The organism is Streptomyces beijiangensis, from assembly GCF_017315755.1.
GTDB lineage: Bacteria > Actinomycetota > Actinomycetes > Streptomycetales > Streptomycetaceae > Streptomyces > Streptomyces beijiangensis.
Genome location: NZ_JAFLRJ010000094.1, coordinates 17,051 through 31,708, shown reverse-complemented (window position 1 = coordinate 31,708; position 14,658 = coordinate 17,051). Strand labels below are relative to the sequence as shown.

Here is a 14,658-nt window from a genome sequence, read left to right as displayed (position 1 = left end):
CGGGACCAACGGCCCGAATATTCCCGAGTACGCCCGAACGTGCCCATCTGTGTTTACTTTCTGGAATCGCAGCCGTAATCTGGCGCTAAAGCAACGGGTTCGGGCATTGAACGGACGTAAATCCACATGTACGCAACGGAGCGCCACCAGGAGATCCTGCGCCTGGCCCGCGAGGGCGGACGCGTAGACGTCCTCTCCCTCGCGGACCAGTTCCAGGTCACCGCCGAGACCATCCGCCGCGACCTCAAGGCCCTCGATCGCGCGGGCCTCCTCCGCAGGGTCCACGGCGGCGCCATCCCCGCAGGCCGCCTCGACTTCGAGCCGGACCTCGCCGAGCGCGAGTCGACCGCCGCCGACGAGAAGGACCGCATCGCGCAGGCCGCCGTCGCCGAACTCCCCGCCGAGGGCAGCGTCATCCTCGACGCGGGATCCACCGTCGCCCGCCTGGCGAACGTCTTCCCCCTGGAGTGCGACCTCACCGTCGTGACCCACGCCCTCCCCGTCGCCGCGCGCCTCGCCGACCACCCTGGCATCGACCTCCACCTGGTCGGCGGACGCGTCAGGAACCGGACCCGCGCCGCCGTCGACGCCTGGGCGCTCCGTGCGTACAGCGAGATCCGCGCCGATGTCGTCTTCATCGGCGCCAACGGCTTCTCGCCCGCCCACGGCCTCACCACCCCCGACCTCGCCGAAGCCGCCGTCAAGCGGGCCGTCATCGCCGCCGCCCGCAGGGTCGTGCTCCTCGCCGACTCCGCCAAGCACGGCCAGGAGCACTTCGCCCGCTTCGGCGACCTCAGCCAGGTCGACCTGCTCATCACCGACACCAGCCTCAGCCCCGAAGACGCCGCCGCCATCGAGGCGGCCGGCACGGAGGTCGTACGCGCATGATCCTCACCGTCACCCCCAACCCGTCCCTGGACCGCACCTACGAGGTCCCGGCCCTGGGGCGCGGCGAGGTGCTGCGCGCCACCGGCGACCGCATGGACCCGGGCGGCAAGGGCGTCAACGTCTCGCGCGCCGTGGCCGCCGCGGGCCACCGCTCGGTCGCGGTCCTCCCGCTGGGCGGCGCCCCCGGCGCCCTCGTCGCCGAACTGCTCGCCGCCGAGGGCATCGTGGTGGCCCCGGTCCCGGTGGCAGGCGACACCCGCTCGAACATCTCGATCGCCGAACCTGACGGCACTCTCACCAAGATCAACGCGGCCGGCCCCGAACTCACTGCGGCAGAGTCCGAGTTGCTGCTCTCCGCCATCCGCACCCACTCCACCGCCGCCGACTGGATCGCCTGCTGCGGCAGCCTCCCGCCGGGTCTCGCGCCCGAGTGGTACGCCGAACTGGTGGCCAGGGCCCATGGCGCGGGCGTCCGTATCGCCCTCGACACCTCGGGCCCCTCGCTTCTCGCGGCGCTCCGAGAACGCCCCGACGTCGTCAAACCCAACGCCGACGAACTGGCCCAGGCCGTGGGCCGCCCCCTCGCCACGATCGGCGACGCGGTCAAGGCGGCGCAGGAGCTGCGGGAGTCGGGTGCGGCGGCCGTCCTGGCCAGCCTCGGGGCGGACGGCCAGCTGCTGGTCTCCGACTCGGGTACGTACTTCGCCTGGGCCCCCGTCGAGACCGTACGGAGCAACGTCGGCGCGGGCGACGCCTCGCTGGCCGGGTTCCTGGCGGCAGGCGGTACGGGCCCGGACGCCCTGCGGTCGGCCGTCGCCCACGGGGCCGCGGCCGTGCAACTCCCCGGCAGCGTGATGCCGACCCCCCAAGACCTGGACCTGGCAGCGGTCATCGTGACCGCGGAGGTCCCGCTGGACCGCGTACTGACGGAGCAAGGGAGCCCCCGATGAGCGAGATGATCACTGCTGCCCTGGTCGACCTCGACCTGGACGCGACCGCCGGAACCAAGCAGGAGGCGGCCCGTTCACTGGCCGAGCGCATGGTCGCGCTCGGCAGAGTCACCGACCTGGACGGCTTCCTCGCGGACGTCGCGGCACGCGAGGCCCAGATGCCGACAGGCCTGGACGGCGGCATCGGGATCCCGCACTGCCGCAGCGCGCATGTCACGGAGCCGACGCTGGCCTTCGGCCGCAGCGCGAACGGCATCGACTTCGGCGCCCCGGACGGCCCGGCGGACCTGATCTTCCTGATCGCGGCCCCGGCGGGAGCGGACGACGCACACCTGACGATCCTCTCGTCACTGGCCCGCCAGTTGATGAACGAGGAGTTCACCACGGCGCTGCGAAACGCGACGGACGCGACGCAGGCAACAGCACTGATCAGAGGCGACGAGTCAACTCAAGCCAACCCCACTCAAGACAACCCCACTCAAGACAACCCCACTCAAGCCGAGCCAACTCAAGCCCACGCCGGGCAAAATCAAGCCCCTCCGGCGATTGAGGAGCGGGGGCCCGGGGGCGGAGCCCCCGAAACCCCCGACGCGGCCGCACCCTTCCGCATCGTCGCCGTAACCTCCTGCCCCACAGGCATCGCCCACACCTACATGGCAGCCGAGTCCCTCGAAAACGCAGGCCGCGAAGCAGGCGTGGAACTCACCGTGGAAACCCAGGGATCGTCCGGCTTCACCCGCCTGGCCCCCGCCACGATCGCCGCCGCAGACGCCGTGATCTTCGCCCACGACGTCCCGGTCCGCGAGAAGGACCGCTTCGCCGGAAAGCCCACCGTCGACGTCGGCGTGAAGGCCGGCATCAACCGCCCGGCCGAGCTCATCGCAGAGGCTCGCGGCAAGGCGGACCGCGGCGAGATCACCGAGCCCGGCAAGCCGTCCCCCGTGGAATCGGCGGGCGAGGGCGACGACGGCTACGGCACCATGCTCCGCAAGTGGCTGATGTCCGGGATCAGTTACATGGTCCCGTTCGTCGCCGCGGGCGGCCTCCTCATCGCGCTCGGCTTCGCCATCGGCGGCTACAAGGTCGACAAGGCCCCCTCCGTGATGGAGCACTTCATCTGGACGGACACCACCAGCTGGGCGGCGCTCCTCTTCCAGGTCGGCGGACTCGCCTTCGCCTTCCTGGTACCGGTCCTCGCGGGCTATATCGCGTACGGAATGGCCGACCGGCCAGGTCTGGTACCCGGCTTCGTGGGCGGCTCGATCGCCGTCGCGATCAACGCGGGTTTCCTCGGCGGCCTGGTCGCCGGCCTCATGGCGGGTGCGATCGTCATGGCCATCCAGAGAGTCAAGATCCCGGCGCCCCTGCGCGGTGTCATGCCGGTCGTGGTGATCCCACTGATCTCCACGGCGGTGGTCGGCTTCCTGATGTTCCTGGTCGTGGGCAAACCCATCGCCAAGCTCCAAGGCGCCCTGACCGACTGGCTCAACGGCCTCTCCGGCGCCAACGCGATCATCCTCGGCGTGATCCTGGGCCTGATGATGTGCTTCGACCTCGGCGGCCCGCTCAACAAGGTCGCGTACGCCTTCGCGGTCGGCGGTCTCGCCAATCCGACCGACGGCTCGCTCAAGGTGATGGCCGCGACGATGGCCGCCGGTATGGTGCCGCCGCTCGCGATGGCCCTGGCGACGACCGTCCGCGGACGGCTCTTCACCAAGACCGAGCGGGAGAACGGCAAGGCGGCCTGGGTGCTCGGCGCCTCGTTCATCACCGAGGGCGCGATCCCCTTCGCCGCGGGCGACCCGCTGCGGGTGATCCCGGCCTGTATGGCGGGCGGAGCGGTGACCGGTGCGCTGTCGATGGCCTTCGGCTGCACTCTGCGCGCTCCGCACGGCGGCATCTTCGTGGTGCCGCTGATCGGGAACCCGTTCCTGTACCTGCTCGCGATCGTGGCCGGTACGGCGGTCTCGGCCGCACTGGTGATCCTCCTCAAGGGGATGCGCAAGCAGGTCGGTACGGCGGCCACCCTGGCCCCCTCCGAGGAGGAGGCCAAGGTGCCGGTGGCCGCCTGACCCTCAGGCCTCGGCCGGCGGAGGTGTGGCCCCCGGGGGCTGCGCCTCCGCCGCTGTTCCCGGCGTCCCCGCTGCTTCCGCAGCCTCCGCTGCCTCCGTCGCCGCCCGACGGGCCCGTCCCTTGCGTCCCGTACGGATCGTGTGGACCATCAGCAACCCGAGCACCACGAACGGCAGCACATTGGACACCCCGACCATCGTCCCGGTGTCCAGCATGTACACCAGCGCCGCCTTCACCCCCGCCTCGACCAGGAACGCCACACCCCACACGATCGTGAGCCTGCGCTGCGTCGCGCGGAAGCCGGGGTACTTGTCCCACATGGCGTTCCAGTCGGCGACCCCCTCGGGCGAGCCGTCCGTGCCGAACTTCCGGCCGAAGTAGAAGATCAGCGGCCGCTTCAGCGCCAGGCTGACGAGGAACGCGATACCGAGCAGCCCGGTCAGCGCGGAGTCCTTGAGGAAGAGCAGCTTCGCGCTGTTGTACGCGAGTGCGCTCAACGCCCCCAGAACCAGCGTGATCAGGATCAGCATGGAGAACTCGTCCACCCGCCGGTGGATCCCGAAGTAGATCGCCAGCTCCACCACGGGCCAGCAGGAGATCAGCAGCAGTGCGGGGACTTCGTTCATCCCGTGGTCGGTGAGTATTCCGTACGTGATCCAGGGCAGCAGGATGCTGAACAGGACCGTCGGCCCCCACACCGTCAGTACATTTGTTTTCTGCATGGTCAATTTCCTTCCCCCGAACGGCAGTTCGCCGCGTGGTCGGCGGAAGCGAACCATGGGCCAGGTTCGGCATCCGTCACTTGGGAAGTTCTTGACCGATCAGCACGACCCGATCAGCACGACCCGATCAGCACGACCCGATCAGCGCACCTGGGAGCGGAGCTCCATCGCATCGCGGGCCGCGCCCTCGGTCTCGTACACCTCGCACATATGGCGGCCGTCGGGCGTCGCCGTGTGCTCGACCTCCCAGAGGCTGACCTCGCTGCCGTCCAGGAGCAGGAAGGCGTGCTCGTACAGCGTGAAGGCGGTGGACTCGAAGAAGCAGTTCGCGCCGAAGGCCTGGAGGATCTCGTGGGCGAAGGCGCGCCGCAGCAGCCGCGCGGTCGCCTCGCCCGGCCGGTCCGCGTTCTCCGCGCGGCGCAGCACGCGGCGGGCGTGGTCCGCGGAGTTGTCCGGTACGTACACCCGGGGGATCTCCATCGGGGGAGCGGACATCAGGGACCTGAGGATCTCCAGGTCCGCTTCCGGCTCCTCCTCGGGCGACGCCGCCTCCAGGGGATAGCCCGCGCGCACCCGCGAGGCGGCGATGAGGGCCTCGTCCTCCGTCACGTACAGCTCGTGCTGGGTGTTGTGGACCATCTCCCAGATCGTGAGATGGCTGCCGTCGGTGAGCAGGAACGTATGGCGGTAGGTCTCGCGGTGCAGCCCGGACAGGGAGCTGTGGTGCGAGGAGTGCAGGGAAGTGCTGTGGGCCAGTGCGGAGTCGAGGCGTGCGACGGCGGCATCGGGCAGCTCGAAGGAGTTGAGGGCGCGCCCGAGGAGCTTCGCGAGGTGCTCCTCGGTGGTCTCGTACGGATCGCTCAAGGTGACTCCAGGCCGTCGCGGCTTGTTACGAGTGTTGGACTTAACGTAGCTCCTGGGTCTGACAATGGGGTCTTGGTTCCGGAAACGAGCGGGGTCGCACGCGAAGTTCCCGTACGCCCCGTCAATTCCCTTTCCCCGTATGTCAGTAGAGGTCGGGCAGGCCGTAGAGATCGCGGTACGCGGGGAACGTGCCGCCGGGTCCCTCGACGGTCCGGGCCGCATGCATCGCCCGTACGACGGCACGCGCCAGCGCGTCCGCCCCCGCGGCCAGGATCTCGTTGAGCACGGCCGGGTCGACCGCGGGTCCTGTGCAGGTGGCGAGGGTGAAGACGGTGTCGCCGTCGTGCATCAGATGGACGGGCCGCACCGCGCGGGCGATCCCGTCGTGGGAGGTGCCGGCGAGCTTCTGGGCCTGGGCGCGAGTGAGCGCGGCGTCGGTGGCGACGACCGCGATCGTGGTGTTGAGCGGGGGGCGCACGTTCGCGGCGCGCGCATCGGTCAGCCGCCTCTGTGCCGCCTCGTGGATCTCCGGATCCGGGTACGCGGGCCGCTCCGGGCCGCCGTACTCCCCGTAGAGCACGCCCGTCAGCGGGTCGACCGGCGAGCCGACCGCGTTGACGACGGCGAGCGCGCCGACAGTGGCCCCGGAGGCCGTCCGGACGCTCGCCGTGCCGACGCCGCCCTTCATCCCGCCCGCGACCGCGCCGAGCCCCGCGCCCGCGTTGCCCTCCTCCACCGCGGCGCCGACCACCGTACGGGCCGCGGCCTCCACGGCGGCCCGCCCGGTCGAGGTGTCGGGCCTGGCCCGCCAGTCGCCGCCGCGCCCGAGGTCGAAGAGGCACGCGCCGGGGACCACCGGCACGACCCCGGGACCCACCGGGAATCCGCGCCCCTGCTCCTCCAGCCAGGCCATCACCCCGGACGCCGCGTCCAGCCCGTACGCGCTGCCGCCCGTCAGCACCACGGCGTCCACCCGCTCCACGAGATTGCGCGGGTCGAGCGCGTCGGTCTCGCGCGTGCCGGGACCGCCTCCCCGTACGTCCACACCGGCGACCGCGCCGCCCTCGGGAGCGAGTACGACCGTGGTCCCGCTCAGCGCGCGCTCGCCCGCCACCCGAGCATGGCCGACCCGCAGCCCCGTCACATCGGTCAGTGCATCTGCTGTCATACGGCGGATTCTGGTGCATCCCGCGAGGCCAGCGTCACCCCGACGGCCACGGTCAGTGCGGTCGCCAGACCGGCCACCAGGACCGCGCTCCCGCCCGCGAGCGTCGCCGCCAGCACGCCCAACGCACAGAGCGGCAGCGTCAACTGCTGTGCGGCGGTCCGCTTGAAGTGGCGGGAGTGCAGCAGCCACACCGTCAGCAGGAACACCGCGGCCGGAATCGTCACCGCCGCCGAAGCGGCCCGTACCGAGATCTCCGCCTTGCCCACGGCCTGCTCCACCGCGACCTCCATGCCCGCCCCGATCGCGGCCGCCGACCCGAAGACGAGGAAGTGCCCGTACCCCCAGAGGAAGCCGCTGCGCGCGTTCGCCAGGTACTCGTGGATCGGCACCGCGAAGTAGATCCACCAGGCGGCGAAGACGATCAGCAGCCCGCCGCCCGCGATCGGCAGGAGCTCGCCCAGCGAATGGTGTTCGTCCATCGCCTCCTGTACGGCGACGGTCGCTGCGGCGACCGTCTCACCGAGCACGATCAGTGTGAAGAGCCCGTACCGCTCGGCGATGTGCCCGGGGTGCCAGGGCGATTTCGAGGTGCGCTCGGCCCACCACGGCACCAGCATCTCCGCCACGGCCATGGCGGCGAATCCCGCGGGCCCCGCGTGCACCACGAGCAGGGTCACCACCCATCCCGCTTGGCAGAGCGCCACCCCGCCCGCGTACCGCATGGCCGTCCTGCGGGCCCCCGCGTCGGTCTCGGAGAGTGCGGCCCGCAGCCATTGGCTGCAGAGCGCGAGGCGCATCACCAGATACCCGGAGACGACGAGGCGGTAGTCGGCGTCGTCGAAGGCGCGGGGCACCCCGGCGGCGAGGACCAGGACACCGGCGATCTGCACCAGGGTGACGACCCGGTAGAGGGTGTCGTCGATGTCGTAGGCGCTCGCGAACCAGGTGAAGTTCATCCACGCCCACCAGATCCCGAAAAAGATCATGAGGTAGTGGACGATGCCGTCCGCCGTGTGCCCGGCGGCCAGCGCATGGACGAGACGGCCGCCCGCCTGGGCGACGGCGACCACGAAACACAGGTCGAAGAAGAGCTCCAGCGGGGTCGAGGCGCGGTGCGCCTCGTCGCGCGAGCGTGCGGTCATGAGGCGCGGGGTGAGCGGCATGGGCCAAGAACATCAGAGCCGACCGCCTCCGGGCCCTAAGTCCCGAATAAAACGCCAGGCGGGGGGACCATCGGTGCCCTAACCAGGACCATTGCGGGCCGCCCGAGTGCCCGTACAGGAGTGGAATGGAGAAGAAGGAAGAGCACGATGATTCGGAAGGTGCGGGCCATGACTGCAGCGGCGGCGGAGTCGAGGACGAACGGGACAGCCTGGGACGGGTTCAAGGGCGGCCTGTGGCGCGATGCCATCGACGTCCGCGACTTCATCCAGCAGAACTACACCCCGTACGAGGGCGACGCATCGTTCCTCGCCGGTGCCACCGCGCGGACGACGGCGGTGTGGGACAAGCTGCTCGCCCTGTTCCCCGAGGAGATCGCCAGGGGGATCTACGACGTGGACGTGTCGACCCCGTCCCGTATCGACGCCTTCGGCCCCGGTTACATCGACGAGAGCCTGGACCTGATCGTCGGCCTGCAGACCGACGCCCCGCTGAAGCGCGCCATCATGCCCAACGGCGGCTGGCGCATGGTCGAGTCCTCGCTGAAGGACTACGGCTACGAGCCGGACGCGCGGATCAAGGAGATCTACACCAAGCTCCGCAAGACGCACAACGCGGGAACCTTCGACGCGTACACCCCGGAGATCAGGGCCTGCCGTTCCTCCGGTGTCATCACCGGCCTGCCGGACGCGTACGGCCGCGGCCGCATCATCGGCGACTACCGCCGCGTCGCCCTGTACGGGGTCGACCGCCTGATCGCCGAGAAGGAGGCCGAGAAGGCCCGCCTGGGCGAGGAGTGGGCGACCGAGCCGGTCATCCGCGACCGCGAGGAGATCTCGGAGCAGATCAAGGCGCTGGGCGAGCTGAAGACGATGGCCGCCTCGTACGGCCACGACATCTCCCGTCCCGCCGCCACCGGCCGCGAGGCGATCCAGTGGGTGTACTTCGCCTACCTGGCCGCGGTGAAGGAGCAGAACGGCGCCGCCATGTCGCTGGGCCGCACCTCCACGTTCGTCGACATCTACCTCCAGCGGGACATCGAGGCCGGTGTCCTCACCGAGCAGCAGGCGCAGGAGTTCATCGACGACTTCGTCATCAAGCTCCGTATCGTGCGCTTCCTGCGCACCGAGGACTTCAACCAGGGCTTCTCCGGCGACCCGACCTGGGTGACGGAGTCCATCGGCGGCATCGGCGAGGACGGCCGCCCGCTGGTGACCCGCTCCTCCTTCCGCTACCTGCAGACCCTCTACAACCTGGGCCCGGCCCCCGAGCCGAACCTCACCGTCTTCTGGTCGCAGCGGCTGCCGCAGGGCTTCAAGGACTTCGCGTCCAAGGTGGCCATCGACACCTCGGCCATCCAGTTCGAGTCCGACGACCTGATGCGCCCCAAGTACGGCGACGACACCGCCATCGCCTGCTGTGTCTCCCCGTCGGCCACCGGCAAGCAGATGCAGTTCTTCGGCGCCCGCGTCAACGTCGCCAAGGCGCTGCTGTACGCGATCAACGGCGGCCGCGACGAGAAGACCGGCCAGATCGTCGCCGAGGGCTTCGAGCCGCTCACGGACGAGGTCCTGGACTACGACACCGTCGCCCGGCAGTACGACGCGCTGCTCGACTGGCTGGCGAAGACGTATGTGCACGCGATGAACGTCATCCACTACATGCACGACAAGTACGCCTACGAGCGCATCGAGATGGCGCTGCACGACTACAACCCGATGCGCACGATGGCGTTCGGCGCGGCCGGCCTCTCCGTCGCGGCCGACTCCCTCTCGGCGATCAAGCACGCCAAGGTGCGGCCCGTACGCGACGAGAGCGGTCTCGCCGTCGACTTCGAGATCGAGGGCGACTACCCGGCGTACGGCAACAACGACGACCGCGCCGACCAGCTCGCGGTGCAGATCGTGCACGACTTCATGGAGAAGCTCCGCAAGTACCCCACCTACCGGGACGCGGTCCACACCCAGTCGATCCTGACGATCACCTCGAACGTCGTCTACGGCAAGAAGACCGGCAACACCCCCGACGGCCGCCGCGCCGGCGAGCCCTTCGCACCGGGCGCCAACCCGATGAACGGCCGCGACCAGCACGGCTACATCGCCTCCGCCCTGTCGGTCGCGAAGCTTCCGTACGACGACGCCGAGGACGGCATCTCGCTCACCAACACCGTCACCCCCGACGCACTGGGCCGCACCCCCGAGGAGCGCATCGCCAACCTCTCCGGCGTCCTGGACGGGTACATGGCGAGCGGCGGCTTCCACATGAACGTCAATGTCCTCAACAAAGCCACCCTCGAAGACGCCATGGAGCACCCGGAGAACTACCCGCAGCTCACCATCCGGGTCTCGGGTTACGCGGTGAACTTCGTACGCCTCAGCCGCGAGCAGCAGCTGGACGTCATCAACCGCACGTTCCACGGCTCGCTGTAGAAGAACTCCGCAGCCCGGGGCCGCGCTTCCTCGCACCGGCCCCGGGCTGCGGTTCAACCAACCACCGGGTCACACCGTGAGACCAGGAGGTCCTGCCATGACCGCCGTACTGCCCGCCACGCCTGTACTGCCCGTACTGCCCGTAGTGCCCGTGCTGCCTGCCACGCCTGCCACGCCCGCGGGGGCGGCCACCCACCGGCCGGTCTCCGGGTCGGTCCACTCCTGGGACCTGTCGACCGGTGTCGACGGCCCCGGCACCCGGTTCGTCACCTTCCTCGCGGGCTGCCCGCTGAACTGTCTGTACTGCCACAACCCCGACACCCTGAAGATGCGCAACGGCACCCGCACCTCGGCCGACGCGATGGTCGCCGAGGCGGCCAAGTACACGACCTTCATCAGGGCCGCGGGCGGCGGCGCCACCATCAGCGGCGGCGAACCGCTGCTCCAGGCGGTCTTCGCCGGTGAGCTCTTCCACCGCTACAAGCACGAGCTGGGCCTGCACACCGCCCTGGACACCTCGGGGTACCTGGGCGCCAGGGCCACCGACGCGCTGCTCCGCGATGTGGACCTGGTCCTGCTGGACATCAAGTCCTGGGACCGCGCCACGTACACCGAGGTCACCGGGCGCGAGCTGCGGCCCACCCTGGACTTCGCCCGACGCCTCGCCGACCTCGGCAAAGAGGTCCACGTCCGCTTCGTACTCGTGCCCGGCCTGACCGACTCCGCCGAGAACATCGAGGGCGTCGCCTCCTTCGCGGCCTCGCTCGGCAATGTCTCCCGGGTCGACGTACTGCCGTTCCACAAACTGGGCGAGGCGAAGTGGGAGGCCCTCGGCAAGGACTTCACGCTGCGCGGCACGCCCTCGCCGACCCCGGACGAGGTCCAGGCGGCCAAGGCGGTCTTCGCCGCCCACGGCCTGCAAGCCATCTGAATGAACCAACCACTCATCTGTCCCACAAAAACAGCATAAAACCCCTGTCGTTCCTACAGTGATGGAGTGACCGAGCCGCCAGCGCCCCCCGCCGCACCACCGTCCGCACCGGACGTGCCGCCCCTGCCGACAGCGCCGCCACACCCACGGCCGCCGCCCCCCGCTCCGTCGCCACCAGGGCCACGGCCGTGGGTGTGGCGGTCTCGCTGCTTCTGGTCGTGGCGATCGTGCTGGGCAGCCACTGCCTGCGCGACTTCGACTCGGCGCTCCTCCCGTACGCCGTCGCCTCCGTCTTCCTCGCCTTCGGCGTCGCGTACCGCTACACGATGTGGATCTCGGCCCCCGGCGCCCGCCGTCTCTTCCGGCAGGGCTGGCGCAGCTTCTTCTCGATGGACAACTTCCGCAAGGCGCCCACCGCCCTGCCGAAGATGATCGCCACCTATCTGGGCTTCCAGAAGTTCCTCGGCGCGCGCTCGCACGCCCGCTGGGCGGCCCACCAGCTGATGTTCTGGGGCTGTCTGCTGGCCGCGGCGATCACTTTCCCGCTCACCTGGGGCTGGTTCACCTTCACCTCGTCCACCGGCTCGGGCCCGGGCTACGAGATGCGGATCTGGGGCATCAAGGTCATCGGCTACGACTCCGCGAGCATCCTCGGCTGGCTGATGTTCCACGGGCTGGACATCGCCGCGGTGCTGGTCATCCCGGGTGCCGCGTACTTCCTGTGGCGGCGGATGAAGGACCGCGGCGCGATGACGGGACAGCGTTTCGCCTACGACCTGGTCCCGCTGATCGCGCTGATCGTCGTCTCCGTGACGGGGCTGCTGCTCACCTTCTCCTCGATCTTCCTGCACGGCGGGGGCTACGAGTTCCTGGCGATCATGCACATGGTCTCGGTGGTCTTCACCCTCATCTACATCCCGTTCGGGAAGTTCTTCCACATCGTGCAGCGGCCCGCGGCGGTGGGGATGCAGCTCTTCAAGTACACGACCCGCGAAGACGAGCAGATCTTCCACTGCCGCCGCTGCCAGGAGCCCATCGACACCGGTCCTTACGTCGAGAACCTCCGCTCCACCATGCGCGACCTCGACCTCGGCTTCGACCAGTGGGCCGAGTACTGCCCGCGCTGCAAGCGGGTGCTGCGCGGCAGCGCCTATCTCACCCAGGTGAAGAAGGGCTTCAAGTGACGATCCCGCTCGACCCGTCCATCGCCCCGCCCGGCACCCGCAACTTCCGCGACGCGGGCGGCATCCCGGCCGACAAGTGGCACGCCGACCAGAACGGCGAGACCCTCGTCCCCACCCACTGCTGCTTCTGCGGAATCCAGTGCGGGATGTATCTGCGCGTCGACAAGGGCGGCAAGGTCTTCGGCGTCGAACCGCGCAACCACGACATCAACCGGATGCGCCTGTGCCCCAAGGGCATCAACGCGTACCAGCAGGTCAACCACCCCGACCGGCTCACCGCCCCGCTGATGCGCCGCTCCCGTGACGAGGAGTTCCGCGAGGTCTCCTGGGACGAGGCGCTGGACTTCACGGTCTCCGAGATCAACCGCATCCAGGCGGCGTACGGGAAGGACGCCTTCGGCCTGCTCGGCGGGGCGAGCCTCTTCTCCGAGAAGACGTATCTGGTCGGCAAGTTCGCCCGGGTCGCCCTCAAGTCCCGGCACGTCGACTACAACGGCCGCCTGTGCATGGTCAGCGCCGCGGGGGCCAACAAACTGGCCTTCGGGATCGACCGGGCGGGCAACCCCTTCTCCGACATCCTCCTCACCGACTGCCTGCTCATCGCCGGATCCAATGTCGGCGAATGCTTCCCCGTGATGACGCAGTACCTGTGGGGCGCCAGGGACCGCGGGGCGAGCCTCATCGTCATCGACCCGCGCGAGACGGCCGTCGCACGCACCGCCGACATCCATGTGGCGCTCAAGCCCGGCACGGACGCGGCCTTCTTCAACGCCGTACTGAATGTGATCGTCCGCGAGAACCTCACCGACGAGGCGTTCCTCGCCGCCCACTGCACGGGCTGGGAGGAGGTCCGCGCCAAGGTCGCCGAGTACACCCCCGAGCGGGCCGCCGAGATCTGCGGGATCCCCGCCTCCCAGGTCGTCCAGGTCGCCCGCACCTTCGCCGGCGCGGACAAGGCGATGGCGTGGCACGCCCGCGGCATCGAGCACCACTCGCAGGGCGTCGAGAACTGCCTCACCGTCATCAACCTCTGCGCCGCCACCGGCAACATCGGCAAGCCCGGCGCCGGTTACGGGACGATCACCGGCCAGGGCAACGGCCAGGGCGGCCGCGAACACGGCCAGAAGTCCGACCTCCTCCCCGGCGGCCGCTCCATCCTCAACGAGGAGCACCGCCGCCAGATCTGCGAGATCTGGGGCATCGAGGAGTCCGAACTCCCCACCGCCGGCACCTCGATGATGGAGATGGTCTGGCAGATGCAGCGCCGCGAGATCCGCGGTCTCATCGGCATCTGCAACAACCCCTTCGTCTCCCTCCCCAACTACGCGGTGGTCAAGGACGGTTACGACACCGCCGAGTTCCACGCCCAGTTCGACTTCTTCCTCTCCGAGACCGCGGCCAACGCCCATGTCGTCTTCCCCGTCACCACCTGGGCCGAGGACGAGGGCGTCATGGCGAACGCCGAGGCCCGCGTCGTCAAGCACAACAAGGCGCAGGAGCCGCCCGCCGGGGTGCGCACCGACACCTGGGTGATCTGCGAACTGGCCCGCCGCCTCGGCGCGGGCGACAAGTTCGACTTCCCCGACTCCCGCTCGGTCTTCGAGGAACTGCGCGTCGCCTCCGCGGGCACGGTCAACGACTACTACGGCATCACCTACGAGCGCCTGGAGGAGACCGGCGGGATCGCCTGGCCCTGCCCCTCCACCGACCACCCGGGAACCCCCCGCCTCTTCGAGGACGGCCGCACGTACCACCCGGACGGCACCATCCATATGCAGGTCGTGGACTGGCACCTCCCCATGGACCCGTACGACGACGACCACCCGATGTCGCTCACCACGGGCCGCACCGTGGCCCACTTCCTCTCCGGCAACCAGACCCGCAGGCTCGGCGGCCTGGTCGAGCAGACCCCGCGCCCCTGGGTGGAGGTCCACCCCTCGCACGGCTTCAGGTCCGGCGACCCCGTCCGGGTCGTCACCCGCCGCGGCAGCGCGGTCTTCCCCGCCCTGGTCACCGAGGCCATCCGCCCCGACACCGTCTTCGTCCCGTACCACTGGCCGGTCCCCACCGCGGCCAACGCGCTCACCATCGACGCACTCGACCCCCGCTCCAAGATCCCCGAGTACAAGGTCTGCGCCTGCCGCATCGAGGCCGCGACCCAGATCGACGAAGTCCCCGCACCCCCCACCGCGCCGGGCCACCAGGCCTATCCGGAGACCCAGGTCTCGCGCACCGACCCCCTGCCGCCCACGGCCCCGCAGGGCCGCGGCACCGCAGACAGGAGCTGA

The 14,658-nt window shown here is 69.8% G+C and carries 11 protein-coding genes; 7 read left to right on the top strand and 4 right to left on the bottom strand.

What is annotated here, in order from left to right:
- Positions 1–126 precede the first annotated feature (126 nt).
- Genes J0695_RS10500 through J0695_RS10490 form a run of 3 tightly spaced genes read left to right on the top strand, consistent with a single transcriptional unit; the run spans position 127 to position 3,910 of the window.
- Positions 127–888 carry a DeoR/GlpR family DNA-binding transcription regulator gene (locus J0695_RS10500; protein ID WP_206961632.1) on the top strand — a complete coding sequence of 254 codons (762 nt, stop codon included), beginning with the start codon at positions 127–129 and terminating at the stop codon, positions 886–888.
- A complete protein-coding gene (gene pfkB, locus J0695_RS10495) occupies positions 885–1,838 on the top strand; it encodes a 1-phosphofructokinase (protein ID WP_206961631.1) in 954 nt (317 codons plus the stop codon). The genes J0695_RS10500 and pfkB overlap by 4 nt, the downstream gene beginning before the upstream one ends.
- On the top strand, positions 1,835–3,910 hold the full coding sequence (locus J0695_RS10490; protein WP_206961630.1) for a PTS fructose transporter subunit IIABC: 2,076 nt from the start codon (positions 1,835–1,837) through the stop codon (positions 3,908–3,910). The genes pfkB and J0695_RS10490 overlap by 4 nt, the downstream gene beginning before the upstream one ends.
- 3 nt (positions 3,911–3,913) lie before the next feature.
- Here the strand turns inward: J0695_RS10490 and J0695_RS10485 are convergent, their stop codons facing one another.
- The 4 genes from J0695_RS10485 to J0695_RS10470 all read right to left on the bottom strand — a co-directional run bounded on the left by J0695_RS10485 (position 3,914) and on the right by J0695_RS10470 (position 7,828).
- Positions 3,914–4,633 (bottom strand): VC0807 family protein, encoded by a 720-nt coding sequence (locus tag J0695_RS10485; protein WP_206961629.1) that lies wholly within the window; start codon positions 4,631–4,633, stop codon positions 3,914–3,916.
- A 141-nt stretch (positions 4,634–4,774) separates the two neighbouring features.
- Positions 4,775–5,497, bottom strand: a complete 723-nt coding sequence (locus J0695_RS10480) for a DUF6227 family protein (RefSeq protein ID WP_206961628.1) — start codon at positions 5,495–5,497, stop codon at positions 4,775–4,777.
- A 142-nt stretch (positions 5,498–5,639) separates the two neighbouring features.
- The gene (locus J0695_RS10475) at positions 5,640–6,665 is read right to left on the bottom strand and encodes a P1 family peptidase (RefSeq protein WP_206961627.1); all 1,026 of its coding nucleotides are present in this window, start codon (positions 6,663–6,665) and stop codon (positions 5,640–5,642) included.
- On the bottom strand, positions 6,662–7,828 hold the full coding sequence (locus J0695_RS10470) for a low temperature requirement protein A (RefSeq protein ID WP_206961626.1): 1,167 nt from the start codon (positions 7,826–7,828) through the stop codon (positions 6,662–6,664). The genes J0695_RS10475 and J0695_RS10470 overlap by 4 nt, the downstream gene beginning before the upstream one ends.
- 168 nt (positions 7,829–7,996) lie before the next feature.
- Here J0695_RS10470 and pflB point away from each other — a divergent pair, with 168 nt between their 5' ends.
- The 4 genes from pflB (at position 7,997) to J0695_RS10450 (ending at position 14,658) form a co-directional block, all read left to right on the top strand.
- Complete coding sequence (pflB, locus tag J0695_RS10465; RefSeq protein WP_206961625.1) at positions 7,997–10,255, top strand: formate C-acetyltransferase; 2,259 nt, start codon at positions 7,997–7,999, stop codon at positions 10,253–10,255.
- A 97-nt stretch (positions 10,256–10,352) separates the two neighbouring features.
- Complete coding sequence (gene pflA / locus J0695_RS10460; RefSeq protein ID WP_206961624.1) at positions 10,353–11,186, top strand: pyruvate formate-lyase-activating protein; 834 nt, start codon at positions 10,353–10,355, stop codon at positions 11,184–11,186.
- 188 nt (positions 11,187–11,374) lie between these two features.
- Positions 11,375–12,370, top strand: a complete 996-nt coding sequence (locus J0695_RS10455; protein WP_307798543.1) for an MFS transporter — start codon at positions 11,375–11,377, stop codon at positions 12,368–12,370.
- A gap of 2 nt (positions 12,371–12,372) precedes the next feature.
- Positions 12,373–14,658 (top strand): molybdopterin oxidoreductase family protein, encoded by a 2,286-nt coding sequence (locus tag J0695_RS10450; RefSeq protein WP_206961663.1) that lies wholly within the window; start codon positions 12,373–12,375, stop codon positions 14,656–14,658.

Excerpts from the sequence above, each read along its gene's own strand:
- J0695_RS10500 (WP_206961632.1), top strand. The coding sequence starts at position 127 with ATGTACGCAACGGAGCGCCACCAGGAGATCCTGCGCCTGGCCCGCGAG.
- J0695_RS10490 (WP_206961630.1), top strand. The coding sequence starts at position 1,835 with ATGAGCGAGATGATCACTGCTGCCCTGGTCGACCTCGACCTGGACGCG.
- J0695_RS10470 (WP_206961626.1), bottom strand. The coding sequence starts at position 7,828 with ATGCCGCTCACCCCGCGCCTCATGACCGCACGCTCGCGCGACGAGGCG.
- pflB (WP_206961625.1), top strand. The coding sequence starts at position 7,997 with ATGACTGCAGCGGCGGCGGAGTCGAGGACGAACGGGACAGCCTGGGAC.
- pflA (WP_206961624.1), top strand. The coding sequence starts at position 10,353 with ATGACCGCCGTACTGCCCGCCACGCCTGTACTGCCCGTACTGCCCGTA.
- pfkB (WP_206961631.1), top strand. The coding sequence starts at position 885 with ATGATCCTCACCGTCACCCCCAACCCGTCCCTGGACCGCACCTACGAG.
- J0695_RS10485 (WP_206961629.1), bottom strand. The coding sequence starts at position 4,633 with ATGCAGAAAACAAATGTACTGACGGTGTGGGGGCCGACGGTCCTGTTC.
- J0695_RS10475 (WP_206961627.1), bottom strand. The coding sequence starts at position 6,665 with ATGACAGCAGATGCACTGACCGATGTGACGGGGCTGCGGGTCGGCCAT.